30 protein-coding genes are annotated in these 24,893 nt (G+C 60.9%); 20 read left to right on the forward strand and 10 right to left on the reverse strand.

The features are described 5' to 3' along the window. Positions 1-482: 482 nt before the first annotated feature. A complete protein-coding gene (locus tag CTATCC11996_RS08615) occupies positions 483-1,394 on the forward strand; it encodes a DMT family transporter (RefSeq protein WP_003075154.1) in 912 nt (303 codons plus the stop codon). Between the two features lie 16 nt (positions 1,395-1,410). On the opposite strand, the gene rraA is transcribed toward CTATCC11996_RS08615, so the two are convergent. Both rraA and CTATCC11996_RS26215 read right to left on the reverse strand, forming a co-directional pair. After that, the gene (rraA, locus tag CTATCC11996_RS08620) at positions 1,411-1,926 is read right to left on the reverse strand and encodes a ribonuclease E activity regulator RraA (RefSeq protein WP_003075156.1); all 516 of its coding nucleotides are present in this window, start codon (positions 1,924-1,926) and stop codon (positions 1,411-1,413) included. A 91-nt stretch (positions 1,927-2,017) separates the two neighbouring features. Beyond that, the gene (locus CTATCC11996_RS26215; protein ID WP_238532404.1) at positions 2,018-2,287 is read right to left on the reverse strand and encodes a hypothetical protein; all 270 of its coding nucleotides are present in this window, start codon (positions 2,285-2,287) and stop codon (positions 2,018-2,020) included. On the opposite strand from CTATCC11996_RS26215, the gene CTATCC11996_RS08625 reads away from it, so the two are divergent. Continuing rightward, on the forward strand, positions 2,205-2,513 hold the full coding sequence (locus CTATCC11996_RS08625; RefSeq protein WP_003053560.1) for an SWIB/MDM2 domain-containing protein: 309 nt from the start codon (positions 2,205-2,207) through the stop codon (positions 2,511-2,513). The two genes, CTATCC11996_RS26215 and CTATCC11996_RS08625, sit on opposite strands and share 83 nt — an antisense overlap. Before the next feature lie 173 nt (positions 2,514-2,686). Here CTATCC11996_RS08625 and CTATCC11996_RS08630 read toward each other — a convergent pair whose 3' ends face one another. From CTATCC11996_RS08630 to CTATCC11996_RS08650, 5 genes are all read right to left on the reverse strand, one after another. Then, on the reverse strand, positions 2,687-4,090 hold the full coding sequence (locus tag CTATCC11996_RS08630; protein WP_003075157.1) for a sulfite reductase subunit alpha: 1,404 nt from the start codon (positions 4,088-4,090) through the stop codon (positions 2,687-2,689). After that, positions 4,087-5,205 (reverse strand): FAD:protein FMN transferase, encoded by a 1,119-nt coding sequence (locus CTATCC11996_RS08635; protein WP_236597817.1) that lies wholly within the window; start codon positions 5,203-5,205, stop codon positions 4,087-4,089. Before CTATCC11996_RS08635 ends, CTATCC11996_RS08630 begins: the two co-directional genes overlap by 4 nt. 85 nt (positions 5,206-5,290) lie before the next feature. Next, positions 5,291-6,091, reverse strand: a complete 801-nt coding sequence (locus CTATCC11996_RS08640; RefSeq protein ID WP_003075161.1) for a DUF4198 domain-containing protein — start codon at positions 6,089-6,091, stop codon at positions 5,291-5,293. A gap of 206 nt (positions 6,092-6,297) precedes the next feature. Then, complete coding sequence (locus CTATCC11996_RS08645; protein ID WP_003075163.1) at positions 6,298-6,819, reverse strand: DUF2271 domain-containing protein; 522 nt, start codon at positions 6,817-6,819, stop codon at positions 6,298-6,300. Positions 6,820-6,847: 28 nt separating this feature from the next. Next, positions 6,848-7,498 (reverse strand): PepSY-associated TM helix domain-containing protein, encoded by a 651-nt coding sequence (locus tag CTATCC11996_RS08650; protein ID WP_003075164.1) that lies wholly within the window; start codon positions 7,496-7,498, stop codon positions 6,848-6,850. Positions 7,499-7,868: 370 nt separating this feature from the next. Here CTATCC11996_RS08650 and CTATCC11996_RS08655 point away from each other — a divergent pair, with 370 nt between their 5' ends. The 8 genes from CTATCC11996_RS08655 (at position 7,869) to hemP (ending at position 15,246) form a co-directional block, all read left to right on the forward strand. Then, a complete protein-coding gene (locus tag CTATCC11996_RS08655) occupies positions 7,869-10,151 on the forward strand; it encodes a TonB-dependent receptor (protein WP_003075166.1) in 2,283 nt (760 codons plus the stop codon). Positions 10,152-10,419: 268 nt separating this feature from the next. Next, positions 10,420-11,100, forward strand: coding sequence for a Fe2+-dependent dioxygenase (locus tag CTATCC11996_RS08660; RefSeq protein WP_003075168.1), 681 nt, complete (start codon positions 10,420-10,422; stop codon positions 11,098-11,100). 132 nt (positions 11,101-11,232) lie between these two features. After that, complete coding sequence (locus CTATCC11996_RS08665) at positions 11,233-12,360, forward strand: alpha-hydroxy acid oxidase (protein WP_003075169.1); 1,128 nt, start codon at positions 11,233-11,235, stop codon at positions 12,358-12,360. Between the two features lie 95 nt (positions 12,361-12,455). Further along, a complete protein-coding gene (locus CTATCC11996_RS08670) occupies positions 12,456-12,749 on the forward strand; it encodes a (2Fe-2S)-binding protein (protein ID WP_034348510.1) in 294 nt (97 codons plus the stop codon). Between the two features lie 144 nt (positions 12,750-12,893). Further along, positions 12,894-13,619, forward strand: a complete 726-nt coding sequence (locus CTATCC11996_RS08675; RefSeq protein ID WP_034348506.1) for an energy transducer TonB — start codon at positions 12,894-12,896, stop codon at positions 13,617-13,619. A gap of 23 nt (positions 13,620-13,642) precedes the next feature. After that, entirely contained in the window at positions 13,643-14,365 is a 723-nt protein-coding gene (locus CTATCC11996_RS08680) for a MotA/TolQ/ExbB proton channel family protein (RefSeq protein ID WP_003075172.1), read from the forward strand. Between the two features lie 3 nt (positions 14,366-14,368). Then, a complete protein-coding gene (locus CTATCC11996_RS08685; RefSeq protein WP_003075173.1) occupies positions 14,369-14,785 on the forward strand; it encodes an ExbD/TolR family protein in 417 nt (138 codons plus the stop codon). A 251-nt stretch (positions 14,786-15,036) separates the two neighbouring features. Continuing rightward, the gene (gene hemP, locus CTATCC11996_RS08690; RefSeq protein ID WP_003053537.1) at positions 15,037-15,246 is read left to right on the forward strand and encodes a hemin uptake protein HemP; all 210 of its coding nucleotides are present in this window, start codon (positions 15,037-15,039) and stop codon (positions 15,244-15,246) included. Positions 15,247-15,450: 204 nt separating this feature from the next. Here hemP and CTATCC11996_RS08695 read toward each other — a convergent pair whose 3' ends face one another. Further along, positions 15,451-15,858, reverse strand: a complete 408-nt coding sequence (locus tag CTATCC11996_RS08695; protein WP_003053536.1) for a GlcG/HbpS family heme-binding protein — start codon at positions 15,856-15,858, stop codon at positions 15,451-15,453. Between the two features lie 192 nt (positions 15,859-16,050). On the opposite strand from CTATCC11996_RS08695, the gene CTATCC11996_RS08700 reads away from it, so the two are divergent. The 6 genes from CTATCC11996_RS08700 (at position 16,051) to CTATCC11996_RS08725 (ending at position 20,155) form a co-directional block, all read left to right on the forward strand. Beyond that, a complete protein-coding gene (locus tag CTATCC11996_RS08700) occupies positions 16,051-16,743 on the forward strand; it encodes a Bax inhibitor-1/YccA family protein (protein WP_003053535.1) in 693 nt (230 codons plus the stop codon). A gap of 145 nt (positions 16,744-16,888) precedes the next feature. Beyond that, positions 16,889-17,242, forward strand: coding sequence for a hypothetical protein (locus CTATCC11996_RS08705; protein WP_003075175.1), 354 nt, complete (start codon positions 16,889-16,891; stop codon positions 17,240-17,242). Between the two features lie 310 nt (positions 17,243-17,552). Then, on the forward strand, positions 17,553-18,053 hold the full coding sequence (locus CTATCC11996_RS08710) for a DUF2325 domain-containing protein (RefSeq protein ID WP_003075176.1): 501 nt from the start codon (positions 17,553-17,555) through the stop codon (positions 18,051-18,053). Further along, positions 18,050-18,565 carry a hypothetical protein gene (locus tag CTATCC11996_RS08715; RefSeq protein WP_003075178.1) on the forward strand — a complete coding sequence of 172 codons (516 nt, stop codon included), beginning with the start codon at positions 18,050-18,052 and terminating at the stop codon, positions 18,563-18,565. The genes CTATCC11996_RS08710 and CTATCC11996_RS08715 overlap by 4 nt, the downstream gene beginning before the upstream one ends. Positions 18,566-18,598: 33 nt before the next feature. Then, on the forward strand, positions 18,599-19,234 hold the full coding sequence (locus tag CTATCC11996_RS08720) for a superoxide dismutase (RefSeq protein ID WP_003075179.1): 636 nt from the start codon (positions 18,599-18,601) through the stop codon (positions 19,232-19,234). A gap of 3 nt (positions 19,235-19,237) precedes the next feature. Next, positions 19,238-20,155: a ZIP family metal transporter gene (locus tag CTATCC11996_RS08725; RefSeq protein WP_003075181.1), complete on the forward strand. Its 918-nt coding sequence runs from the start codon at positions 19,238-19,240 to the stop codon at positions 20,153-20,155. A 46-nt stretch (positions 20,156-20,201) separates the two neighbouring features. Here CTATCC11996_RS08725 and rlmD read toward each other — a convergent pair whose 3' ends face one another. Beyond that, positions 20,202-21,701, reverse strand: coding sequence for a 23S rRNA (uracil(1939)-C(5))-methyltransferase RlmD (gene rlmD / locus CTATCC11996_RS08730; protein WP_034348512.1), 1,500 nt, complete (start codon positions 21,699-21,701; stop codon positions 20,202-20,204). Positions 21,702-21,852: 151 nt separating this feature from the next. After that, entirely contained in the window at positions 21,853-22,164 is a 312-nt protein-coding gene (locus CTATCC11996_RS08735; RefSeq protein ID WP_003075185.1) for a hypothetical protein, read from the reverse strand. 230 nt (positions 22,165-22,394) lie between these two features. On the opposite strand from CTATCC11996_RS08735, the gene CTATCC11996_RS08740 reads away from it, so the two are divergent. From CTATCC11996_RS08740 to CTATCC11996_RS08755, 4 genes are read left to right on the forward strand one after another with little or no spacing between them, the layout of a single operon-like run. Next, the gene (locus CTATCC11996_RS08740; RefSeq protein WP_003075187.1) at positions 22,395-22,946 is read left to right on the forward strand and encodes a GbsR/MarR family transcriptional regulator; all 552 of its coding nucleotides are present in this window, start codon (positions 22,395-22,397) and stop codon (positions 22,944-22,946) included. A gap of 47 nt (positions 22,947-22,993) precedes the next feature. Then, positions 22,994-23,878, forward strand: coding sequence for an NAD-dependent epimerase/dehydratase family protein (locus CTATCC11996_RS08745; RefSeq protein ID WP_003075189.1), 885 nt, complete (start codon positions 22,994-22,996; stop codon positions 23,876-23,878). Next, positions 23,871-24,308 (forward strand): DoxX-like family protein, encoded by a 438-nt coding sequence (locus CTATCC11996_RS08750; protein WP_003075191.1) that lies wholly within the window; start codon positions 23,871-23,873, stop codon positions 24,306-24,308. Before CTATCC11996_RS08745 ends, CTATCC11996_RS08750 begins: the two co-directional genes overlap by 8 nt. Next, positions 24,305-24,781: a DUF2269 family protein gene (locus tag CTATCC11996_RS08755; RefSeq protein WP_003075194.1), complete on the forward strand. Its 477-nt coding sequence runs from the start codon at positions 24,305-24,307 to the stop codon at positions 24,779-24,781. Before CTATCC11996_RS08750 ends, CTATCC11996_RS08755 begins: the two co-directional genes overlap by 4 nt. Positions 24,782-24,893 lie beyond the last annotated feature (112 nt).

A 24,893-nucleotide genomic window follows, 5' to 3' on the forward strand; every position in this document is an offset into this window, starting at 1 on the left:
AATTGGTGTTCGTCCTTGGGATCTACTTTATGTCTGCGACGTTCTTTCACATGGTCTTATGTCTTATAAAAGACTGAAATTTATACTTAATAAAATCAATAACTTATTTTTAATTTTCACAATGAGAAAATGAATTTCTCGTATTGAGAAATTTTGCGGCAGCGCAACATTTCTATTTTTCACAATACGAAATTGAATTCTTGCTTCATGAAAAATTTGCGCAAGCACGGCCCACTGAGTCCGCATCCTTTAAACGCAGTACGAAAAAAGTCCCCGGCACCGCCCGTGATCTGCTCATTTACCCGGCACGAGACAGGCCAAGCCACTTGAACAAAAACAGGTGACACGACAAAGACACAGTGCCCGAGGCGGCGAGAACCAAAAAACAACAGTTCCCTCCCCTGGGTCAAATGCATGCCACATGCCCTGCCACACTGCTTTGCATCACCTTCCCTTGCAATTGACATCCATTTCGCCACGCCATGCACACGCCCAGTCGCCCCATCGCCTATCTCTGCCTGGCGCTCAGCATGTCTTTGGTAGGGAGCTATGTGGCTCTGTCCAAGCCTCTGGCGGCCATCTTTCCGGTCATGCTGCTGGCCTGGCTGCGCTTTGGCATCGGTGCCGTGGCCATGCTGGGCTGGCTCAGGCCACCAGCACACGAGACAGCTCTGACCAGGCAGACCAAGTGGCTGCTGTTTTTTGAGTCCTTCTTCGGCAATTTCCTTTTCACGCTGTGCATGATCAGCGGCGTGGCGTTGACCAGTGCGGTCACGGCGGGCGTGACCATGGCCGCAATTCCAGCCGCAGTCGCCATCCTGAGCTGGCTTTTTCTGCGCGAAGCCGTTGGCGCGCGCACATGGACAGCCATTGTTTTCGCAGTGGCCGGCATAGGGCTGAATGCCTTGAGCAAGACCGAAAGCGCCAGCCTTGCCGCACATCCTCAGCAAGGCCTGGGTCAGTTGCTGCTCATTGCCGCCGTGCTGTGCGAGGCCGCATATGCCGTGATCGGCAAAAAGCTCACCGCCAGCGTAAGCCCCAAGCGCATTACGGCGCTGATCAATCTCTGGGGGTTCGTGCTTTCCACGCCCGCCGGGCTCTATCTGGCCTGGCAGTTTGATTTTTCCCGGGTTTCGGTGCCCGCATGGGGCCTGCTGCTGTTTTACGCCCTGGCCGCCTGTGTCTGGACGGTGTGGCTGTGGATGACGGGGCTGCGCGCCGTGCCCGCATCGCGAGCCGGAATTTTTACCGTGCTGCTGCCCATCAGCGCCGCTGTGGTGGGTACGCTGGCCCTGGGCGAGCGCATCGGCAGCATGCAATTGCTGGCCTTCGGCATAGCCCTGACCAGCGTTGTGATTGCAACCTGGCCCGGTTCATTGCAGATCAGGCGCTAGGCGCCATCGATTTCAATCAGGAAAGCAGGTTGCGGCGGCTCAGCACAATGCCGTCGGCGTCGGCATACAGCCAGTCGCCCGGACGAACCCACAGGCCTGCGATCTGCACATAGACATCGCGCAGTCCCTGGCCTTGCTTGACGGTAGGCATGGGGTTGAGCGCCAGCGCATACAGCCCCACGGGCGTGGATTTCAGCTCGGCCACGTCGCGCACGCAGCCATAGACAAGCACCCCGGCCCAGCCGTTCTGGGCCGCCGATGCCGCCACATTACCTCCCACCAGTGCCCGGCGCAGCGAGCCGCCGCCATCGACCACCAGCACACGGCCACCTCCCGGCTCGGCCAGCGCCGCTCGCACCAGGCTGTTGTCGTCCAGACACTGCACAGTGCTGACCTCCCCCATAAAGCTGACCTGCCCGCCATAGCTGTGGAACACGGGCGGCAGCACGCGGAAATCGCTGCTGTCGTCGCTGATATGCGCATCGCACAAATCGCAGGTGCTGAAGCCAAGAGAAGCCGAGGAATCGCTCATGAAAATCTCCACAGGACCAAGTCTCCCGCATCTTGCCCTGAGCACCTGACATAGCACAAGCACCATCGGACACGCACAGAGAGCAACTTTTTCACAACACTCTCGAGGAAAAACTCGTGAAAACGGCCACTAAAGGGCCTGAGAGCAACAAATCGAGGCAAAAAAACAGCCCACTAGCTTGGAAGAGCGATTTTTTGCCATTAGCATCAGACTCAGCCAGTGGATTGCAGCTGTATTTCGCTGGTGATAAGTCCACTACCCAATTAGGAATAAGCAATATGGCAACTGCAAAGAAGGCACCCGCTGCAGCACCGGCAGCAGCTCCCGCCGCTAAGAAGCGCACTCCCAACGCTGCCTTCATGAAACCTCTGACCCCCAGCGCCGCTCTGGCTGCCGTGGTTGGCAAGGATCCCCTGCCCCGCACTGAAATCATCAGCAAGCTGTGGGTCTACATCAAGGCCAACAACCTGCAAGACGCTGCCAACAAGCGCATGATCAACGCTGATGCCAAGCTCAAGGAAGTCTTCGGCAAGCCCCAAGTCTCCATGTTCGAGATGGCCGGCCTGATCGGCAAGCACGTCAAGTAAGCACTGCGCTTGCGCTGACCACAAAAAAGCTGGCCTGAGCCAGCTTTTTGCGTTTCTGAGACGAGTCCCCTCTGGCCGAACGGCTGATACCGCCAGGCAAGCCGAGTGCTTGCGATTGAGTCCAGCGTGAAGCCACCCTGCACAGCAACGGGCAAAGGTAGTCTCGGGCTTTTTCAATACACATCGCGCCGGTAGCGGCCCGAGCCCAACAGCTCGGCCACCTTGGCCTCGCCCAAAATGGCCTGCAGCGTCAAATGCACGCCTTGGCCCATGCCGTTCAGGCTGCCGCAGACATAGATGGCCGCGCCACGCTCCACCCATTGCCGGACTTGCTCTGCATGGCTGCGCAGCAAATCCTGCACATAGCGCGAATCCTTGCCGTTGCGCGACCAGGCCTGATCCAGCCGTGCCAGTCGACCTTGCCTGAGCCATGCGCCCAGTTGATCGGCAAATAGCGCGTCATGCTGTGGGCTGCGCTCTCCGAACAACAGCCATTGATCACCAAGCTCTTGCTGCACACGCGCCTTGATATGGCTGAGCAGACCCGCCAGGCCCGAGCCATTGCCGATCAGAATCAGCGGCCGCCCGGCGTTGTCACCGAGCCGGAAGCCTCGGTGCTCGCGCAGGGTCAGCGGCAGTACATCCCCCTCGGCCATGTCGCAGCACAGCCAGTGCGACGCAAGGCCCGGCGAACCATCGGCACGCGTGCTCTCGCGCACCAGCAGTTGCAGGCTGCCATCGGCCGTGATCGAGGCGATCGAATAGTCGCGCGCACGCTCGGGGTCGGCAGGCACGCACAGAGACACCAGATCACCCGACTCCCACTGCGGCAGCTCGCCGGACTGCGGCGTCCACTCCAGCAGGTACAGCGCCCCGCCCTGGCTGCCGGGATTGAGCAAACGCCGCCGACTGAGCACAAAGGGTATGCTGGCCGGCGCCTGTAACCAGTCCGAATCCAGCTCCTGGGCTGGCGCAGACTCGCCCAGCAGGCTCTGCCTTATCTGCCCGACATGGGTCTGCCAGCTCTGCAAGCTCGAGGCATTCATATTGTCCACGCAGACCAGATCGCTGCGGGCGCCGCTGGTCTGCAACCACTCGTGCACTTGCACACCAAACGCACAGAACTCCTGGTATTCACGATCCCCCAGCGCGAGCACCAGGCTTTGGTGCCGGGTCAGCGCAGGCTGCGTGGCCATGAGCTGCTGCACAAAGCCCAGCGCATGGTCGGGTGCATCGCCCTCGCCCGTGGTGGACAGCAGCCACAGGCTGTGTGCATATTGCTGCAGCAGCTCGGTCGTCAGCTTCTCGACGGGCAAAAGACGCACCTGCAGACCGCCATCGACCAGCATCTTGACCGTGGCGCGGGCCAGAGCCTCGGCCTGCCCCGTCTGGCTGGCATAGGCGACCAGGACGGCAGGCGCAGCAGCATCGCCTTGCGAGATGTTGTTCTCGGCCTCCTCGGCCAGGCGCTGCTTTCGCACCTTGGCGCCAATACCCCAGCACATGCCTGCATAGGCTGCGACCAAACCCATAGCCCCATAGATGCGCTCGGGCGTCAAAATCCATTCCACTGTCATGCCTCAAATTGGTTGATCCAGGCCGGTGTCTTGAGCACCTGTCTGCGGGCCTCATTGCCATCGGATGCGAGATGCGATGTGAGCACGGCTGCAATCTCATGTTCACGGGCAAAGTCCATGCCTTGCTGCGGACCCAGCACCGTGAGCACGGTGGCCAGAGCATCGGCATGCATGCATTCCTCATGGAACACGGTCACGCTGGCCAGATCATGCGTCACCGGCCAGCCCGTGCGCGGATCCAGCGTGTGCGAATAGCGCCTGCCGGCCTGCGTGAACTGATGCCAGAAATCGCCCGAGGTGGCAAAAGCACCCTCCCTGCAGGCGACGACCAGCGACTCAGCCTCTGCAGAACCACCCGTGCCCAGCTGCACCCGCCAGGGCCGCCCATCTGGGCGCTGTCCCCAGCTGCGCAGCTCACCGCCGATTTCGAACATGCCCGCCGCCCAGCCTGCGGCCTGAAGCTTGCGCACAGCCCAATCCACGGCAAAGCCCTTGGCAATGCCGCAAAAATCCAGCTCCAGGCCTCCGGACTGCTGCAACTGCCGGGTTTGCGCATTCCAGCGCAGATGGCCGTGGCCGCTGGTCTTCAGCAAACGCTCGATCTCATCGCCGGCAGGTGCCTGCCCTGAATGCGGCTGCAGCGGGTTCTGACGCGGCCCGAACCCCCACAGCGAGACCAGCGCCCCCATGGCGGGATCCAGGGCCGCGCCGGATAGCCGGGCCCAGTGCAAGGCCGCTTCCAGAACATGGGCAAACTCCGCCGGCACTACATGCGTTTGGCCGGGTCTTGAACGATTGAACCGGGTGATCAGCGAATCCGCTTCCCAGTTGCTCATCTGAGCGATGACATCATCAAACACCCGCTCCAGCAAGGCCTGCACCGGCTCCGTGGGCAGGTAATCCGGGTTGGCCAGGCGCAGCGACCAGTGCGTGCCCATGGTCTGGCCGGACAGAAGATGAATCCGCCCGTCCTGCTGATGCTGCAGGCTTGCAGGTCTCCAGCGCTGCACGCCAAAGTCCAGCGCCGGCATCCGAGCGCGAGCCTGACCCTGTGCCGCCGACGAGGGCAGTTGCCAGAGGCTGGCGTCAAAGCGTACGCGGGGGGGGGTGGGCATGGGCATCCAGACAAAGGCGAAAACAGCAGCGAAAACAACGACGCGCCCGAAGCGGGCGCGTATTCAGTCCATCAAGCGCCAACGCTTAAGGCAGGACTTCCAGAGTAGCGATATAACCCAGGCGGCGCTCCGTGGCCTTGGCAATGCTGGTCTTCTTGTCCGTGGCATCGGCGTTCAGCCAGAACAGACCTGCGCGGGGGAACTTGATCTTGACCTGGCCCTTGGCATCGGTCTTGAGCTTCATGGCGTCCACACCGTCGCGGTAGCGAATGCCGTCGGCCACCAGCTCCAGCTCCAGATCCGAAGCGGGCTTGCCGTCGATCTGGAATTCGAAGGTCGCCTCTTCGCTGGCCACCAGGTCATTGGGGTGGGTCACGGGCTTGAGCTCCAGGCCCTTGCCGGTCAGCGCCAGCGCCGAGGGCTTGCCCAGAGACACAAAGGTCTCCATGCGGCGCAGATTCTCGGTCACGCGCACTTCCTTGGCATCGGCGGGAATCTGCTTGAGCACTTCTTCCACCGAGCCGCGCAGGCGCTTGGGCTGGCCGTTGGCATCCTTGTAGCCGCCCATCACGCCGGTCATCAGCATGGTGACGCGGTAGGTGCCGGTCTTTTCTGGCTTGAAGTCGAACATGCTGCGCAACTCGCCCTTGGCGACATTCTTCATTTCCACGGCTGCGCCATCGGGTGCGGTCACCTTGACGGCTTCCAGACCCAGCGGACGGTGATTGAAGAAGAACACATCGTTGGACACGGCGGCATCCACCGTGACCCAGTCGGACTTGGACAGCACGGTGCTGGAAGGCTTGAACCACAGATCATGCGCCTGGGCGCCCAGTACGGTCAGTGCCAGAGCGGCTGCAGCGAGAGCACGTGTTTTGAACTTCATATCAGGTCCTTGAGAACAAAAAGGGTGACAAATCAAAAGAGAGAGGTGTGACGGCCAAGCAACACCCTAAAACTGGCGCTACGCAGGCAACAGACACCAAGGAAGGGCCGCCCCGCACCAAGGGTGTCGTCCCCCTCCCGCGAAGCGAGAGAGGGGGAAGCGACGGGGCCGCCTAGGCAAAGCCGCTCAGGGGGAGAGAATCAAGATCAAGGCTTCAATTCCAGCTTGATCGCGCCCAGCTCGGTGCTGCCATTGGCGCTCAGGCTGGTGGCCTGCTTGACGGGCCACTCGAAGGGAATGGATACCAGCTCGCGGCCGCCGACTTCACGCGCGGCTTCCACCATCAGCTTGTATTGGCCGGGAGCCAGTTGGGGCAGCGGGTTCTTGCCTTCGGCAAAAGACAGCGCATGGGTGCCCACGGGCTTGGTCGGCTGGGTCACGCCGTCGATGGGAAAGCTCAGCTCGCGGCCGGTACGACGCCACCACTGGCGCATGTCCTTGAGCCACTTGGTGCCCTCGGCATTTTTCATCTTTGCGTCGTACCAGACGGACAGATTGGCAGCCACACCGCCATCGGCCTTTTCCAGCCACACGGCAACATAGGGCTTGTGGTATTCGGCCACCTGCAACTGGGGCACGGTCACTGCCACATTCATGCCGCCCGCGATTGCCGGCAGGCCCACCACGGCGCTCAATGCCACCGTGGTCTTGAAAATCCGCTTCGCCATTTTTTCTTCCTTCACAAAATTCTTGGGCTCAGTGCACGAGCAGCAACACCAGCAGGGCAGGCAGCACCAGACCCAGGCCCACCATGGGCCAGGTCATGGGCCGGCGCTGCGCATGCATCTTCAGGATCAGCAGACCCGTGATGCAGAACACCAGACAGCCAATCGCAAAGACATCTATGAACAGGCTCCAGGCTCCGCCCGTATTGCGCCCCTTGTGCAAATCGTTGAGGTAGGAGATCCAGCCCCGATCGGTCTTCTCGTACTCGACCGAGCCCTCCTTCAGGTCCACACGCAGCCAGGCATCGCCGCCCGGGCGCGGCATGGGCACATAGGCCTCGTCTTCGCTCCACTCCACGGCAAAACCCTTGGCGCTGACCTTGATCTGCTGAGCCAGCCAGCCATCCACCTCGGCAGGCAGGCTCACGGCACTCTTGTCCGCCGCTTCCACGCCCTGCTTCTGGGCTTGCTGCAGTTTTTCGAGCAGATCCGGGGGCAGTTGCGCATCACGCGACTCGACCTTGGGCTTGGACTCGATCTGCCCGGCGTGATTCAAGGTAAATCCCGTCACGGCAAACAGCAGCATGCCGATCAGGCAGATGGCGGAGCTGATCCAGTGCCATTCATGTAATTTTTTGAGCCAATACGCCCGCTGCGGGGCGTTGGAGGAAGCCGCGGTCATTCAGAACTTTCTGGGGTTGCATCGCCGCCGGGCCGAGCCGACCTTTGGGACATAGCGCCACAAGGCCCGGCCTTGCTTGCACAGCAAGGCGGCATTCTAGTTGCGCAAAATTCTAAATGCATCTCACTTTTATTTACTTTACTTGACGTAAACAAAGCACCCACCCATGGCAAGGACGTTTACGCCATCCCGAAAACTCGTAGCGACCCAGGTTGGCAGAACCCGCACCGCCTATCCAGACAGCCCGTCTGTTGCCGTACTGCAACAAAACGTAGATTACCGGGCCCCATTATTGAATGGTATCGAGAATTATTATCAATATCACCTAGAATTCGCACGCTTTTTCAAAAATCGACTCTTCATCAAAAGCATGTCCAACAACCATCTGACCCCGACCGACTCCAACGGCTTGCGCTGCGAGCTCAAGCAAATCGTGATTGCCACAGGCCTGTGCCTGATTGGCGCCAGCGCGATGGCTCAGCAGGAAACCACCTTGTCCACCGTGAATGTGGAAGCCGCTGCCGACGCCAGCTTCAAGACCGAAGCAAGCCCTCAAGGCAAGTTCACCGCCCCTTTGCTGGACACGCCCAAGACCGTTCAGGTCATCAATGAAGAGATCATCAAGCAGACCGGCGCCACCAGCCTGCAGGATGCCCTGCGCTCCACCCCCGGCATCACCTTCGGCAACGGCGAAGGCGGCAACCCCACAGGCGATCAGCCATTCATCCGCGGCATGGACGCCCAGTCCAGCACCTTTGTGGACGGCATGCGTGACATCGCCTCCGGCACCCGTGAACTGTTCAACGTCGAAGCCGTGGAAGTCATCAAGGGCGCGGACTCGGCCTACGCCGGTCGCGGCGGCGCAGGTGGCTCCATCAACATCACCACCAAGAAGGCCAAGAACGAGAATTTCATCTCTGGCGATGTGGGGCTGGGCACCGACAACTATCTGCGCGGCACGCTGGACATCAACCGCAAGATCAACGACACCACGGCTTTGCGTCTGAACGCCATGGGCCACAGCGCCGATGTTCCCGGCCGCAACGGTCCCGACAACAAGCGCTGGGGTATTGCCCCCACCGTGACTTTCGGTCTGGGCACCCCCACAGAAGTGACGCTGTCCTGGCAGCATCTGCAGACCAACAACACACCCGATGGGGGAGTGCCTTATCTGTATAGCAATGGTGTCAACGCAGCCGGTTCAACCAACGCAACGCAACTGCCCGGTGGCTCCAAGATTCGCCCCACTTACGGCAACAGCCGCGACAACTGGTATGGTCTGAACAACCGTGACTACGAGAAGGAAAAGAGCGATCTGTTCACGGCCTCGGTCACGCACAAGTTCACCGACACCAACAAGATCCGCAACAGCCTGCGCTACAGCAAGACCAAGCAGGACTATATCTGGACCCAGCCCGACGACTCCAAGGGCAATGCCCTCAATGGCTATGTCTGGCGCCGTGGCAACTATCGTGTCTATGACACCACCACGCTGCAGAACGTGACCGAGTTCACTGGCAAGGAGCAGACCGGCTCCATCGGCCACAGCTATGCCTTCGGCCTGGAGCTGTCCAAGGAGAAAGCCGATGGCAGCTCCGGCGCCATCCAGAGCGGCACCGGTGTGTGCACCTCGGTGTCCGACCCCTGGTGCACCACCTTGAGCAACCCCAGCGGCGCCAATGCAGCCTGGAATGTCCCCTTGACTCTCCCAGCGCAATCCACCGTCAACAAAATCGACACCATTGCCGTCTACGGCTTTGATACTCTGAAGCTCAACGAGCAATGGCTGGTGAATGCCGGTCTGCGCGTGGACCACTACAAGCTGAATGCTTCCGGCCCCGCTGGCGGCCGTGGCGCCAGCGCCTACCCTGCGTATGACCTGAGCCGCAGCGATACGATGTTCAACTACCAGTTGGGCCTGGTCTACAAGCCTGCATCCAATGGCAGCATCTACGCCAATATCGGCACCTCTTCGCGTCCCGGTGGCTCGACTCTTGGCAACGGCAGCGAGGACCTGACCACGACCACAGATGCGCTGATCAGCCTGAAGCCGGAAAAGACCAAGTCCATTGAGCTGGGCACCAAATGGGACCTGCTGGACAAGAAGCTGAACCTGACTGCCGCAGTCTTCCGCAATGAAGTGACCAATGTGCGCATCAGCGATGCAACCGGCACGTACATGGGTGGCAACAAGGAAGTCAATGGCATCGAACTGGGCTTTACCGGTCAGATCCTGTCCAATCTGAGCGTGTTCGGCGGCTATACCTTTATGGATAGCGAATTCAAGAACATGGGCAAGGACGATGTTCGCAACGGCCAGCCCTTCTACAACACGCCCAAGCACAGCTTCAGCCTGTGGACCAGCTACAAGCCCATGGCCAAGCTGACTCTGGGTCTGGGCATCTATGCCCAAAGCGATGTCAGTGCCGCATATATCAAGTCCTCCGTGGACAATGGCATCGTGACCAAGGGCGCTTCCGGCTATGCCCGCTACGACGCGATGATGGCCTATCAGATCGACAAGAACCTGACCTTCCAGCTGAATGTCTACAACCTGGGCAACAAGGTCTACTACACCGGCGTGCGCTCGCCTCATTACGCCAACATGGGCGCCGGCCGCTCTGCAGTGGCTTCGCTCAAGTTCACGTACTGATGCAAGCTCAGCCTGCGCTTGATCTGGCGCAGGCTTGCTGCAAACCATCACTCCAAGCCCCGCAGGCCCCAGATGCCAGCGGGGCTTTTTACGTGCACACTGCCTGGATACTGTTTCAGAATGCAGGATCATTGCTCTTAAAACAATAGCTTGTTACGCTTGCTTTTCAATGATTTCAATATGAAAAGATATTGAAAACAATATGCAGCAAGCGTAAGCAGCTATGGTTAATGAGAGACCAGGATCACCAACCGCCAGATACCGCCCCATGCTGCTACGCATACCCGCCCTGCTCACTCCCGATGAAGTCCGCCACTGCCGCCAGGCGCTGGAAGCTGCCAGCTGGCAGGACGGCAAGGCCACGGCCGGCCATGTGGCCGCTCAGGTCAAGAGCAATCTGCAGCTACCGCTGGACAGCAAGACCGGCCAGCAGATAGGTGATCTGATCCTGGACCGGCTGGGCCGCAACCCGCTGTTCATGTCGGCGGCCCTGCCGCTCAAGGTCCTGCCGCCGCGCTTCAATCGCTATGAGGGCGGAGGCACCTATGGCAACCATATCGACAACGCGTTCTTCACCATTCCAGGTACCGCCATCAAGGTCAGAACCGATGTCTCCACCACGGTCTTCTTCAGCAACCCCGAGGAATACGAGGGCGGCGAGTTGATCGTGGAAGACACTTTCGGCCAGCAAAGCGTGAAGCTGGCAGCGGGCGACGCCATCGTCTACCCCGGCACCAGCCTGCACCGAGTCAACCCCGTCACACGCGGCACACGCTATGCCTCGTTCTTCTGGACGCACAGCCTGGTCAAGTCGGCGGAGCAGCGCCGTCTGCTGTTCGATCTGGACCAGAGCATTCAGCAGCTCACCCAGGAGCAGCCCGAACACCCACGCGTCGCCGCACTGTCTGGCACGTATCACAATCTCCTGCGCATGTGGTCTGAAAGCTAGCCCCGGGGAGACGGCAGCCCTTGCCGAGGCAGCCCATGCTGGGGCAGCCCATGCTGGCTGTCTCCCCTTGCTCCATGCCTGCTTTGCTGCCTCGCCCCAATCTAACCGGCTTGATTTATGACTGTTGAACGTTTGAATGCCGCAGGCCAGCCCGTCAAACCGCCACTGACGCAGATTTCCGCGCAGACAGGCTCCCTGGCGGACTACACCCGGCTGGCGCGCGAGCATATGGAAGCCCACGCCTGGGCACATATTGAAAGCGGCGCCGATCAGGGGCTGACGCTGGCTCATAACCGCCAGGCGTTTGACCGCTTTCGCCTCTGCCCGGAGCCACTGGCCGATCTGTCCGGCGCCCATACGCGGCAAAGCCTGCTGGGCCAGAGTCTGGACTGGCCGTTGCTGCTGGCACCTGTTGCCTATCAACAGCTGGCGCATCCCGAAGGCGAACTCGCAACGGCACGCGCGGCCATGGCCATGCGCACCGGCATGGTGGTCAGTACCCTGTCCAGTTGCACCCTGGAAGCAATTGCCCAGGCCGCGCAAGCCGCAGCCCAGGAGCTGGGACGCAGCGGCCCGCTCTGGTTCCAGCTCTACCAGCAGCCAGCGCGCGAGCACACGCTGCAGCTGATTCGCCGCGCCGAAGATGCCGGTTATCAGGCGCTGGTCTGGACGGTGGACGCCCATATCAAACGCTCCAGCTACCCGCTGCCACCAGGCGTGGAGGCCGTCAATCTGCGCGGCATGCCCCAGCAGCGCCAGACGGGCGACCTGATGAGCGAGCACATTCTGTTCGGCTCCGAGCTGGCCCGAAGCGCACCCACCTGGGACGACCTGGTCTGGCTGCGTCAGCAAACCCGGCTGCCGCTGATCGTCAAAGGTCTGCTCTCGGCCCGCGCCGCCACGCAAGCCGTGGAACTGGGGGCCGATGCCATCGTGATCTCCAACCATGGCGGGCGCGTGCTGGACACCGCCGTCTCCGCCCTGGAAGTGCTCGCTGCCATACGCGCGGCCACGCCTGCCCATGTCCCGCTGCTGATGGATGGCGGCGTGCGCCAGGGCACCGATGTGCTCAAAGCCATCGCGCTGGGTGCCAGCGCCGTGCTGCTGGGCCGGCCCCAGATGCATGCCCTGGCAGTGGCCGGCATGCTGGGCGTGGCCCATATGCTGTATCTGCTGCGCGCCGAGCTGGAGCTGGCCATGGCCCAGACCGGCTGCGCCAGCCTCGATCAGATCGGGTCCGGGCTCTTAACCACTTGCTGATTGTGCGTAATTTGGCGGCATGCATTGCAAATGCGATGGATTCTCATTTATACTCCACCTATTACATCAATAGCCAGCAACAACTGCCTGTAGCCATGATCGTCTGTGTATGCCGCCGGGTTTCTGACCGAGAAATAGCACGCCACGCGCATGCGGGGATGAGCTTTGACGAAATCCAGTTTGAATTGGGTGTTGCCACACAATGCGGGCGCTGCGAAGGCTGCGCACGCGATGTCGTCGCCCAGTGCAGTGCAAGCCATCCGATCGCGGCCATCCACAACGAAGCGCAATCCTGCGTGTCGGTGCAGACGGTTCAGCTTGCCACCAATATTCTGGAAAGCAAAGCATGGCCCACCTCTCCGTTGTCTCAGCCGTCTTCGGCAGCCTGATTCTGGTGATGGTATGCACCTGGTGGATCCTGCGTGAATGATGCGATCCCGTCTGCGTGCCCTGTTTCCTCTGCCAGCTATTGCCGGTTGACCAGCGCTTTTCCTTTCTGATTCCAGCCTGCGCTGGTTGCTCTTCTCGCCCTTATGTCCCAGTCTGATCGATTTGCACCTGCCAGCGGCGCGAGCCGCAATATGGCAGTTGCTGGTGCTGTGGTTGTTGTGCATGCTGCCGCCCTGTGGGCCATGCAGCATGGCCTGGCCCAGCAAAAGCAGCCAGAGATAGTGATTCCCGCCAGCGTGATTGCCCAGTTCGTGGCGCCGCCTGCTGCCGAACCCGCACCGCCGGCCCCGCCGCCGCCGCCCAAGCCTCCCGCGCCAGCGCCCAAGCCCGAAAAACAGCAGCCCAAGCCCGAGGTCAAGAAGGCTCCGCTGCCCAAGGCCATCAAGGATCCGACCCCTGCACCGGCCGCGCCTCAAGGAGCACTGGAGAGCAACGACAGCAAACCGGACAAGACGCCGCCAGCGCCACCCGCGCCTCCGGCTCCTCCAGCCCCGCCCGCACCTCCGGCACCACCGGCTCCGCCCAAGATCGAGCAGCCATCGAGCAATGCCGCCTATCTGAACAACCCCGCTCCCGCTTATCCTTCGGTCAGCAAGCGCATGGGTGAACAAGGCAAGGTGCTGCTGCGCGTCTATATCAACGAGCAGGGCCAGCCCGAGAAAATCGAAATCAAGCAGTCCAGCGGCTTTGACCGTCTGGATGAAGCGGCCGTCAACACCGTGCGCCAGTGGAAGTTTGTCCCTGGCAAGCGCAATGGCGTGGCCGAACCCATGTGGCACATCGTGCCCATCAACTTTGTTCTCAAATAAATCTGCAGTTCTCAGGAGTACCCATGGAATCCCAATTCGGCATTGCCCACGTCTGGACACAGGGCGACTTCGTGACCAAAGGCGTGGCCATCATCTTGCTGGTCATGTCGGTGGCCTCTTGGCTGGTCATCGTTCTCAAGGCCCTGGATATCGTGAAATTCAAGAAGTTCGCCACTCAGGCGCAGGACTTCTGGCACAGCCCCGATCTGGCCACCGGCCTGGAAAAGCTCGGCAACGACAAGCAGAACCCCTTCCGCTTCATGGTGCTCGAAGGCCGTGAAGCCTCGGCCCACCACCGCAAGACCAGCGTCCATCTGCATGACACACTGGACATCAGCGACTGGGTGACCCGCTGCCTGCGCAACGGCATCAACGAATTCACTGCTCGCCTGCAATCCGGCCTGGCGATTCTGGCTTCCGTGGGCTCCACCGCCCCCTTCATCGGCCTGTTCGGTACCGTCTGGGGCATCTACCACGCACTGGTGGCCATCGGCATGTCGGGTCAGTCCTCCATCGACAAGGTGGCCGGCCCCATCGGCGAAGCGCTGATCATGACCGCCCTGGGTCTGGCCGTCGCCATCCCCGCCGTGCTGGGCTACAACGCTCTGGTGCGCGGGAACAAGGGCATCCTGAATGCACTGAACAGCTTTGCCCACGACGTGCACGCCTATTTCGTGACCGGTGCCCGCGTTTCCGTGGACGGTCAGATTTCCGGCAATGTGCTGCCCCTGAAGAAAGGCGCCTAAGCCATGTCGTTCGGAACCATGGATGATGGGGACAGCGATGATGTGATGAACGAAATCAATATGACTCCCCTGGTGGACGTCATGTTGGTGCTGCTCATCATCTTCATCATCACCGTGCCCGTGATGAAACACTCGGTCAACGTGGACCTGCCCCGCGCCACTAACCAGCCCGAGGACACCAAGCCTGCCACCGTGCAGCTGGGAATCACGGCCGACGGCAAGTATTCCTGGAACGGCCAGGACATCAGCGACGAGCAGCTGGATACCAATCTCCAGGCCGAAGCCGTCAAGGAGCCTCAGCCTGACCTGCACATCCGCGGCGACAAGGAAGTGCGCTACGAACGCGTGGCTCAGGCCATGGCCGCCGCCCAGCGTGCTGGTGTCAAGAAAATCGGCTTTGTGACCGATCCCTCCAAATAAGCTCATGCTTGCAAAAAAACGGCCCCTACAGGGGCCGTTTCTTATTGTGGAGCCTGCATCGAAACAGCATTCGTGCAGCTCGCCATAGACGCAAACAGCTCATGGAGCGCAGCCAAAAATACTCAGATGCGGCTGGACAGATTCCACATGAAAAATAAATGGCACTTTTTTGCGAATGAGACTAAGTATCACTTGCTTTTCAATTGAGAATTGTTATCATTACACCAGTTTTGAACTTAAGGAATCACGGCATGTCTGCACCGCTTGTTGCGACCTCACAGCCCAACAACCGCAGCTCCTCCTCCATGGCTGCTGCAAACCCCTCAGCCGCTGCCGGCTCCAGCCTGGGCCTGGACAGTGCCCTGCTGCTCAACGGCCAGAAGGCCGTCACCATCCTGCATAACGGCACGCCCTATCGCCTGCAGGCCACCAAGCTGGGCAAGCTCATTCTGACCAAATAAACCGTTTCATCGTGGGGCGACACCGCAAGTGTCGATTCGCCAGCCATAGTCGCTGCAGAGCACCTGCCCTCTCTTGTGCTCACACTTCACATAGCCACGCGTTTTTTCTTCATCCGCAACCCGCCAAAATAAAACCCCTGCGCGCATCAAGCGGCAGGGGTTTTGTTTTGGCCTCTGCCACCGCAGTGGCAAAAAATCAAGCGATCACAGACCCAGGGCAGCAATGCCGGCCTTGGCAACCTGTGCGTCTTCGTTGGCCTTGACACCGGAGACGCCCACAGCGCCCAGCACCTGGCCATCCTTGACGATGGCCACGCCGCCTTCGAGCAGACCGTCCACAAACGGAGCGCTCAGGAAAGCGGTACGGCCGTTGTTGATCATGTCTTCGAAAGCCTTGGTGTCCTTGCGGCCCACGGCTGCAGAGCGTGCCTTGGCGGGAGCGATATGGGAAGAGATGGGAGCAGCACCATCCATGCGCTGCAACAGCAGCAGATGGCCGCCGTCGTCCACGATGGAGATCGTCACGGGCCAGTTGTTCTTCAGTGCTTCAGCTTCGGCAGCCGCAGCGATGGCTTTCACATCGGCCAGTTCGAGTTCGTGCTTGGTTTTCATGAGATAAAAAGCTCCGTTGGATTGTCAATGCAGCAAGCATATTCTGTACTTTGCAGGCAAAAGTAGATGCGATGTGAAAAACATTCCATCCTAAAACTGCCGCATTGCAACGGGGTATTGCAAAGGCTTCTCAAGACCCCCACCTAGAATGACAATGTTTCAACCCACAATTCCTGAAGGAGGAATGGCTACATGAACGAACAAGTCACCACACTGGGCTCTGCGGGCTACGGTGTCTCGCAGCAAGAGCGCAACCGTGTCTTGCGCAATACCTACTGGCTGCTGGCACTCAGCCTGATCCCCACCGTGCTGGGCGCTTGGCTGGGCGTAGCCACTGGCATGACTCGCGCGCTGACGGGCGGCGTGGGCCTGATCGTGTTCATGGTCGGTGCCTTCGGCTTCATGTTCGCGATCGAGAAGACCAAGCACAGCGCCGCTGGCGTGCCCGTGCTGCTGGCCTTCACCTTCTTCATGGGCCTGATGCTCTCGCGCCTGATCGGCATGATTCTGGGCTTCTCCAACGGCACCCAGCTGATCATGACGGCCTTTGCCGGTACCGCTGGCGTGTTCTTCGTGATGGCCATGCTGGCCACCGTGATCAAGCGCGACCTGTCGGGCATGGGCAAGTTCCTGTTCGTGGGCGCCCTGGTGCTGATGGTAGGCGCCATCATCAATGTCTTCGTGGGCTCCACTGCAGGCATGATGGCCATCTCCATGCTGGCCATCGGCATCTTCTCCGCCTACATGCTGTATGACCTCAAGCAGATCATCGACGGCGGCGAGACCAACTACATCAGCGCCACCCTGGCCCTGTATCTGGACCTGTTCAACGTGTTCCAGAGCCTGCTGGCCCTGCTGGGCATCATGGGCGGCGACCGCGACTAAGTCTCGCTACCGCTCAGTCAAAAAGGAGTGCCTTGCGCACTCCTTTTTGTTTGCAGTAACCTTGACGCGCAACGCGGTCATCGCATCGATGGATATTTCAGCCATGGACTAAATTTCCGGCTGCCGCTGCCGATAAGCAGACAAGATGAAGCCAAACCACCTTCCCCGCGCACTTGCCATTGCCCTGCTGCCTCTGGTACTGGCAGGCTGCAAGATTGAAGACATTCCGGGCCTGGGTCCAGACCCACGCACCGTGGCGCGCGAATCCGAAGCCAAGGCCATTGGCGGCGCCTGCCGGCATGCCATGCGCGGACTGGAGGACTGCTACGTCCTCAACCCCAAGGCACCCAAGGCGCTGGTGTTTGCGGGCTGGAAGGACATGGATGAATACATGCGCTCCAACAAGATCGAAGGCGTGCCTTCCGTACTGGGTCAGAGCGCAGCCGAAAAACGCAGCACTTCGGAGCCCGAAAGCAGCGCCAGTCGCAACCGCAGCTGAAATCGCTTGCGCCTGGCCCGGATCATGAGTTCCGGGCCAGTGCCTGCCAACGCCCGCACAGGCCGTAGCAACACTGCTACGGCCTTTTTTATGCTCAGCATCTCTCACGCCAAGCCTTTCGGATGTCATATTTCCTCTGCGGACTTTGAATACAAACAATTCTCATTTATATTCATGAAATATAAATTCCATTCTTAGCCGCACATACGCGCATCCCAGCGACGAGTTCTGTTGTGCTCTCAACCATGGGGACAAGACTGCCGTGCCAGATGATGACTTCAACCAAATACGCCTTGAGCATGAGGCCCTCATGCTGACCTATATGGAAGTGCAGACCCGCTGCACGGCCCAGATGCAATCGCTGGCACGGGAAGTCGAAGCACTCGAGCAGCAGCTCGTACAGCTCAGGGCCAAGGTCATTGTCCGCGACAGCGCTCTGGCCTGGGAACGTGAACAGCGCAACGCCCTGGCCCAGGCAATGGCACTGAATCTGCTGCAGCAAGAACCTCAAGCTGCAACTGAACAGACAACGTCCGGCGTCGACTGGCCACTGGTTGAGGCTGCCGACAGCCAGGCCCTGGCCGAGCAGCAGTTGCTGGAAGACAGCCTGCACGCCGCCGACCTGGTGATTTGCCAGACAGGTTGCATCAGCGACGGAGCCTACTGGCGCGTGAAGGATCACTGCAAGCGCACCGGCAAGACCTGCCTGCTGGTGGATCAGCCGACCGCCTTGCGGGTGGTTCGCATTCATCCATCGGGAGAGGACGGAAAAGTCGTGGCAGCCCAAGCCTGCATCGAAGGAGCCTCATGAGAGTCCACACGACAAACGCCTCGGCAGCTGATTTGCTGTCCGCCTGGAAGCAGCAAACCCGCACGGCGCTGGCCGCAGCGCTGGAGCATCGCCATCTCTCAGCACTTGAACACTACCGACATGCACAACAGCTTGGCTTGCAGTTGCTGGTCGCAGAGTCCGGCGACATTGCCGACGATGACCGCATCGCCGCTTTTGTCGTTGCCCACCTGAACCTGGCGGATGCCCTCGCCGAAGCAGATCGGGCGGGAGCAGCATTTGAATGCCTGCATGAGGCGCAACAAACCCTGATGCCATTTCTGCAGCAGGACTCCACCAGCCAGTCCCTGAACCTGGCGATATACCGCCATCTGCCGCAGCTTCTGGCTGCACGGGCCGAGCATGGTGCAGCAGGCCCCCACGCCGCCGCGGGCGTCTGTGCCTCGACATCCGCCCCCCTTCTCACTCACCCCGCCAGCAACAGGCACTCTCGCCTTGCCAGCTTCGAGCCTGTGCATTCATCACTGCACTGACTTCCATCTCTCTCACTGCCAAGGCTTTTACTCATGAGCTACACCCTGCCCCCACTGGCCTACGACTACGCGGCGCTGGAGCCGCATATCGATGCGCAAACCATGGAGATCCACTACTCCAGGCACCACCAGGCCTATGTCAACAACCTCAACGCGGCACTCGAAGGCAGCGAGTACGCGCAATGGCCGCTGGACGATCTGCTCGCCAAGGTCGAATCGCTGCCGCAAACGCTGCGCCAGGCCGTGCGCAACAACGGCGGCGGCCATGCCAATCACAGCCTGTTCTGGCAAGTCATGTCCCCCAAAGGGGGCGGCCTGCCGCAGGGCGCTCTTGCCGCAGCCATTGACGCGGACCTGGGCGGCTTCGAGAACTTCAAGATCGAATTCACCAAGGCGGCCATCAGCCGCTTTGGCAGCGGCTGGGCCTGGCTCAGCGTGGACCGCAGCGGCAAGCTGCATGTGGAGAGCAGCGCCAACCAGGACAACCCTCTGATGCTGGGCATTGGCAGCGGCAACACGCCGATTCTGGGCCTGGACGTCTGGGAGCATGCCTACTACCTGAAATACCAGAACCGCCGCCCCGAATACATCGCCGCCTTCTACAACGTGGTGGACTGGAATGAAGTGGCGCGCCGCTTCGCTGCCGCCACCCAGGCTGTCAGGAGCTGAACCATGGGCCCGGACGGACTGCAGAGTGCATCTTCAAGCCAATCGCCCCTGCCGCTCAGGACCAGGCTCGGGCTGCTGATCTCTGCGGCCGGCGCTCTGGTGCTGGCATCCATGGTCTGGAAGCAGCTGCAGACCAATCCCGCAGCACTGAATGCACTGCTGGGCGGCAGCGTGGCGGCGCTGGCAACGGCGCTGGGTGCTTTGCCGGTGCTGCTGACCCAACATCCGTCCGAGCGTACACAGGACACGCTGTTTGGCTTTGGCGCAGGAGTGATGCTGGCTGCCTGCGCCTTTTCATTGATCCTCCCCGGTCTGGAAGCCGCCAAGGCAGCGACCTCGCCCGCCAGCAGCGAATGGCTGGGCGGTGCCTTGATCGGCGCAGCCATCTTGCTCGGAGGTGCGGCCCTGCTGGTCATGGATCGCCTGCTGCCGCACGAGCACTTCATCAAAGGCCGTGAAGGCGCCGATGCCAAGCAGCTACGGCGCACCTGGCTGTTTGTCATTGCCATCACCCTGCACAATCTTCCAGAGGGCCTGGCCATAGGCGTGGGCTATGCCGCCAACGAGGGACTGCGTGCCAACTCTCTCACGCTGGGCATTGCCATACAGGATGTGCCCGAGGGCTTTGTCGTCGCTGCCTCTTTGCTGGCGGCCGGCTATACCCGAGGCTTTGCGGTAGTGCTGGGCGCTCTGACAGGGTTGATCGAGCCCCTGGGCGCCGTGATCGGCGCCATCGTGGTCAGCAGCTCCACCATGCTGCTGCCCTGGGGTCTTGGCTTCGCCGCAGGCGCCATGCTGTTTGTCATCAGCCACGAGATCATTCCCGAATCGCATCGCAAGGGCCATGAAGCCTGGGCCACCACAGGGCTCATGCTGGGCTTTGTCTTGATGATGATTCTGGATACGTCCCTTGGCGGCTGAACTGCGCCGCGTAGGCGCAGTTCAGGGCGTGCTCGCTTATCCTCGCTTATGCGCGCTCGAAAACGGCCATGGACTCCACATGCGCCGTATGCGGGAACATGTTCACCACACCCGCTGCCACACAGCGATACCCCGCCTGATGCACCAGCAATCCCGCATCGCGCGCCAGCGTGGCCGGGTTGCAGCTCACATAGACAATGCGCTTGGGGAACTGCCAGTTTTCCTGCCCCTCTGGCAGCGGCGGCAGCAAATCGGGCTGCTCTTCACTGGCCACACCGGTCTGCTTGGCGCCGATGCGGATCTGGTGAATATCGGCCAGTGCCTTGGACAGGGCAAACGCACCTTCACGCGGGGGATCGACCAGCCATTTGTCGGAGTTGCCGTCGGCAATCAGCATGGCAGGCGTCATCTCGAACAGATTGCGCGCCACGAAGCTGGTGGGAGCCAGCTTGTCGTCTTCGCTGCGCGTGGCATTGTTGCCAGCGTAGTTTTCGTGCGAGCGCTTGACCAGGGTTTCCGAACCTTCGATGCCCAGCACCTCGCGCGCCATGGTGGCGATCGGTAGCGTGAAATTTCCCAGGCCGCAGAACCAGTCGATGACGCGCTCGTCCTTTTTCGCATCGAGCAGGCGCAGCGAGCGGGTGACCAGCACGCGGTTGATATGCGGATTGACCTGGGTGAAATCGGTAGGCTTGAAAGGCATGGTGATGCCAAAGTCCGGCAGACCATAGGACAGCTGTGTGCCGCCTTCTTCCATCAGGTGCACGGTATCGGGACCCTTGGGCTGCAGCCACCATTGCACATTCTGCGCGGCGGCGAAGTCGCGCAGGCGCTGCTTGTCGGCATCCGACAGAGGTTCCAGATGACGCAGCACCAGGGCGGTGACATGGTCGCCGCAAGCCACTTCGATCTGAGGGCAGGTTTCGCGCGCATCCATGCTGGCGATCAGTGCGCGCATGGGCATGAGCATGGCATCCACATGGGGCGGCAAAATCTTGCAGACCTCCATATCGGCGATGTAGCGGCTCTTGCGCTCGTGGAAGCCCACCAGCACCTTGCCCTTCTTGGCCACATAGCGCACCGACAGGCGCGAGCGGAAGCGATAGCCCCATGCCGGTCCTTCGATGGGGCGCAGCAGCGTCTCGGGCTTGACCTTGGCCAGATGCCAGAGGTTGTCCTCCAGCACACGCTGCTTGATGGCGACCTGGGCCGCCACATGCAGATGCTGCATCTTGCAGCCACCGCAGGCCCCGGCGTGCAGCCCGAAATTAGGGCAGCCGGGCGTCACGCGCTGCGAGGATTCGCGGTGGATTTCAGTCAGCGTGGCCGCTTCCCAGTTGTTCTTCTTGCGATGGGTATTGGCGCTGACGATTTCACCGGTCAGGGCGCCGTCGATGAAGACCACCTTGCCATCGGGCTTTCGGGCTACGCCCTGGGCATCCATGTCCATGGACAGCACTTCCAGCCAGCCCTCGGGCAGCGCCGGGGCATCAGACGGGACTTCGGGCAGGTTTTCGGGAATTTTGTTGTCGCGGGATTCACTCATGGTGCCCGATTGTCTCAGGCCACCCCATACCCGAGAGCCGACCACGGCAAAAAACTGCATGGGCGCCCATGTCACGCGCCCAGCCGATCGGCCTTGCGCAAGGCAAATCAAGCCTCAAAGTGCCGCCGACGCTTGTCTGACAGCTATGCAATCAGAAGCGTTGCTCTTCGCGCAGGCGGCGCTCGCGGTTGTTGCGCGCCGCGGCAATCTGGGCACGCTCGGCGATCAGGTTGACCTCGGTGGCGCAGTTGTACTCGTCGAGCGAGAAAAACATGCGCGCTCCGGGGGAGAGTTGCGACACCGTCTGGTGCAGAGGCAGGGATAGATCGACCGGAGCCACATTGGAGCGATAGATCAGCTCGTTATTGGGTGCATAGACAAAATAGCAGGCAGCCGATGCGACCTGGGCCCAAGCACAGGCCGACAGAACCAAGGCGGCACGCAAGACGGATGCAGCGGTCATGAACTCTCCCTTCCCTGACGGGGCTCCATGCCCCTGTAATGCGGCTATTTTACGAGTAGTGACGCAGCGACCAGGTCGATGTGAAATTTCTTCATTTCAAGAAAATTTCTTCCCGCTCCAGCTCCCACGCGCAAAGCCTGCACAGACATCTTGCTGATCCAGCCCGGGCATTCTCATGAATTTAAATTTCTGTATTGACAGAAATTTCAAGCAAGACCACACTTCGTTTCATGCAACTGAGTCCTATCGCTGAACGCTTTGTGCACCACTGGGGAGATATGGGCAACGCCTGGGGCGTGAACCGCACGGTGGCACAAATTCATGCACTGCTGTTCTTTCATGGCCGTCCCCTCAATGCCGACGAAATCTGCGAAACCCTGGGTGCGGCACGCTCCAACGTCAGCAACAGCCTCAAGGAGCTGCTGAACTGGAACCTGATTCGCAGCAGCCGCAAGAGCGGTGACCGACGCGAGTATTTCGAGACCTCGGCGGATGTCTGGGAGCTGCTGCGCACCATTGTGCGAGAGCGCAAGCAGCGTGAGTTCGACCCCACCAGCGCACTGCTGCGCGAACTGATTGCCCAGCCCGAATTCGAGCAGGAAACGCCCGATGCCCAGGATCGCGTGCACGAGACGCTGCGCCTCATGGATTCGCTGGGCATCTGGACCGACGAGATGCTGCGCCTGTCTCCGGCCACGCTGGACAAGATCCTGCGCCTTGGCGCCAGCGTCCAGCGCTTTGTCCGGGGCAAGGATGGCGGCCGGGAAAGCGGCAACGATTGAAGCCGAACTGAATTCTGTCAAGGCAGAAAATTGCAAAGGAGTAGCGTATGCGAGTTCTGATCTGCGGCGGCACAGGCTTTCTGGGCCGACATATCGTGAATGCGCTGGCCCTGCTGGACCACGACCCCGTGGTACGCAGCCGCCACAGCCAGCCGCCTCTGGACTTCAGCGCCTGCACGACAGCCGAAGCGTGGCTTGAGCATCTGCATGGCATCGACGCCGTCGTCAACGCCGTCGGTGCTCTGCGCGACAAGCCCGGCCAGGACTTGCAGACCCTGCACTCTCTGGCTCCCATCGCGCTGTTTGATGCCTGCGCCCAGGCTGGCGTGCGCCGCGTGGTTCAGGTCTCGGCTCTGGGGGCCGGTCAGGGCGGCACCCAGTACGCGAGCACCAAGCGCGCGGCCGACGAACATCTGCTGGCGCTGGGCAGGCAAGCGCTGCTCAAGCCCGTTGTCGTGCGCCCCAGCATCATCTTTGGCGCGGGCGGCGCCAGCAGCCAGTTGTTTCTGAATCTGGCCAGACTGCCCGTTTTGCTGCTGCCCGAGCTCATGCGAAGCAGCCAGATACAACCCGTGGCCGTGCGCGATCTCGCCGAAGTGCTCGCGCATATGGCGACATCGGACACCTGCGAGGGTATCGTCGAAATCGGCGGCCCCCAGCCGCTTTCGACAGAGGCCTTTATCGCCAGCCTGCGCGCTCAGATGGGTTACGGCCCGGCTTCGGTGCATGCCCTGCCAGACTGGATGAGCAAGGGCAGTGCCAGAGTCGGCGACCAGATACCAGCCCTGCCCTGGTGCAGCGAAACCATGGCCTTGCTGGAAAACGACAACGTCACCGATCCTCAGACCCTGGCCTCGCTGCTGGGGCGCGCCCCCGTGGCTCCGGATGCCATGCTGGCCACCTTGCCCAAGGAAGGCCGCCGCCATGCCTGAGTTGCAAAACGGCAGCAGAACCAACCCTCAGCAGCAAGCTGCCAGATTCATGCACGCCAGTCTGGTCGTCGTCTGGCTGGGCACGGCTGTGGTCAGCGCGCTGGACTATCTCGGACTCTCGGGCCTCAACCACGAAGGTGCCCGCTTGCTGGACCAGGGCGGCATCGGCGATGCACGCTGGCAGGCACTGCTCATCTGGTCCGGCCTGCTGGCCGATCTGGCTCTGGGTCTGGCCTTGCTGCTGCGCCCCGGCCGCGCCATCTACCTGAGCGCCCTGCTGCTGATGACGGCCATGACCGTGATCGGCACGGCTCTTCAGCCCACGCTGTGGCTGCACCCTCTGGGTCCGCTGCTCAAGAACCTGCCCATCGCCGCCATGCTGTGGTTCTTGCTGCAAACAGACAGCTCGTCCAACAGGCTTGAATCATGAATACCTATCTGCTGCTCAAGACACTGCATATCCTCTCCAGCGTGCTGCTGGTCGGCACCGGCCTCGGCTCGGCCTTCTATATGTTTTTCGCAAACCGCAGCGGCTCGGTCGCCGCCCAGGCCGTGGTCAGCCGCCTGGTGGTACGGGCTGACTGGTGGTTCACTACTCCCTGCGTCTTCATTCAACCGATCACGGGCATTGCCATGGCCCATCTGGCAGGCTGGCCGCTCACCACTCCCTGGCTCGCACTTTCTCTGGGGCTGTATGCGCTGGCCGGCATCTGCTGGCTGCCCGTAGTCTGGTTGCAGATGCGCATGGCGGCCCTGGCCACTCAAGCCCACAGCCAGAGCCAGGCCTTGCCACCGCTTTTCCGGCAGTATCAGTTGCGCTGGGAAGCTCTGGGCTACCCCGCTTTTGTGGCCATGGCCGGCACCTACTATTTGATGGTGAACAAGCCGGCGCTCTGGGGCTGAGGCGCCTGCAATGACCGGCTCGCCCACATCTCGCTCATCAGGAAGGACAGCAGCCCGCTCATTGCAGCGATAGCGGTCATGCCGTCTCAACCTTCTGCGACTCGCCGGCTAT

It is taken from the genome of Comamonas testosteroni ATCC 11996, from assembly GCF_000241525.1.
Lineage (GTDB): Bacteria > Pseudomonadota > Gammaproteobacteria > Burkholderiales > Burkholderiaceae_C > Comamonas > Comamonas testosteroni.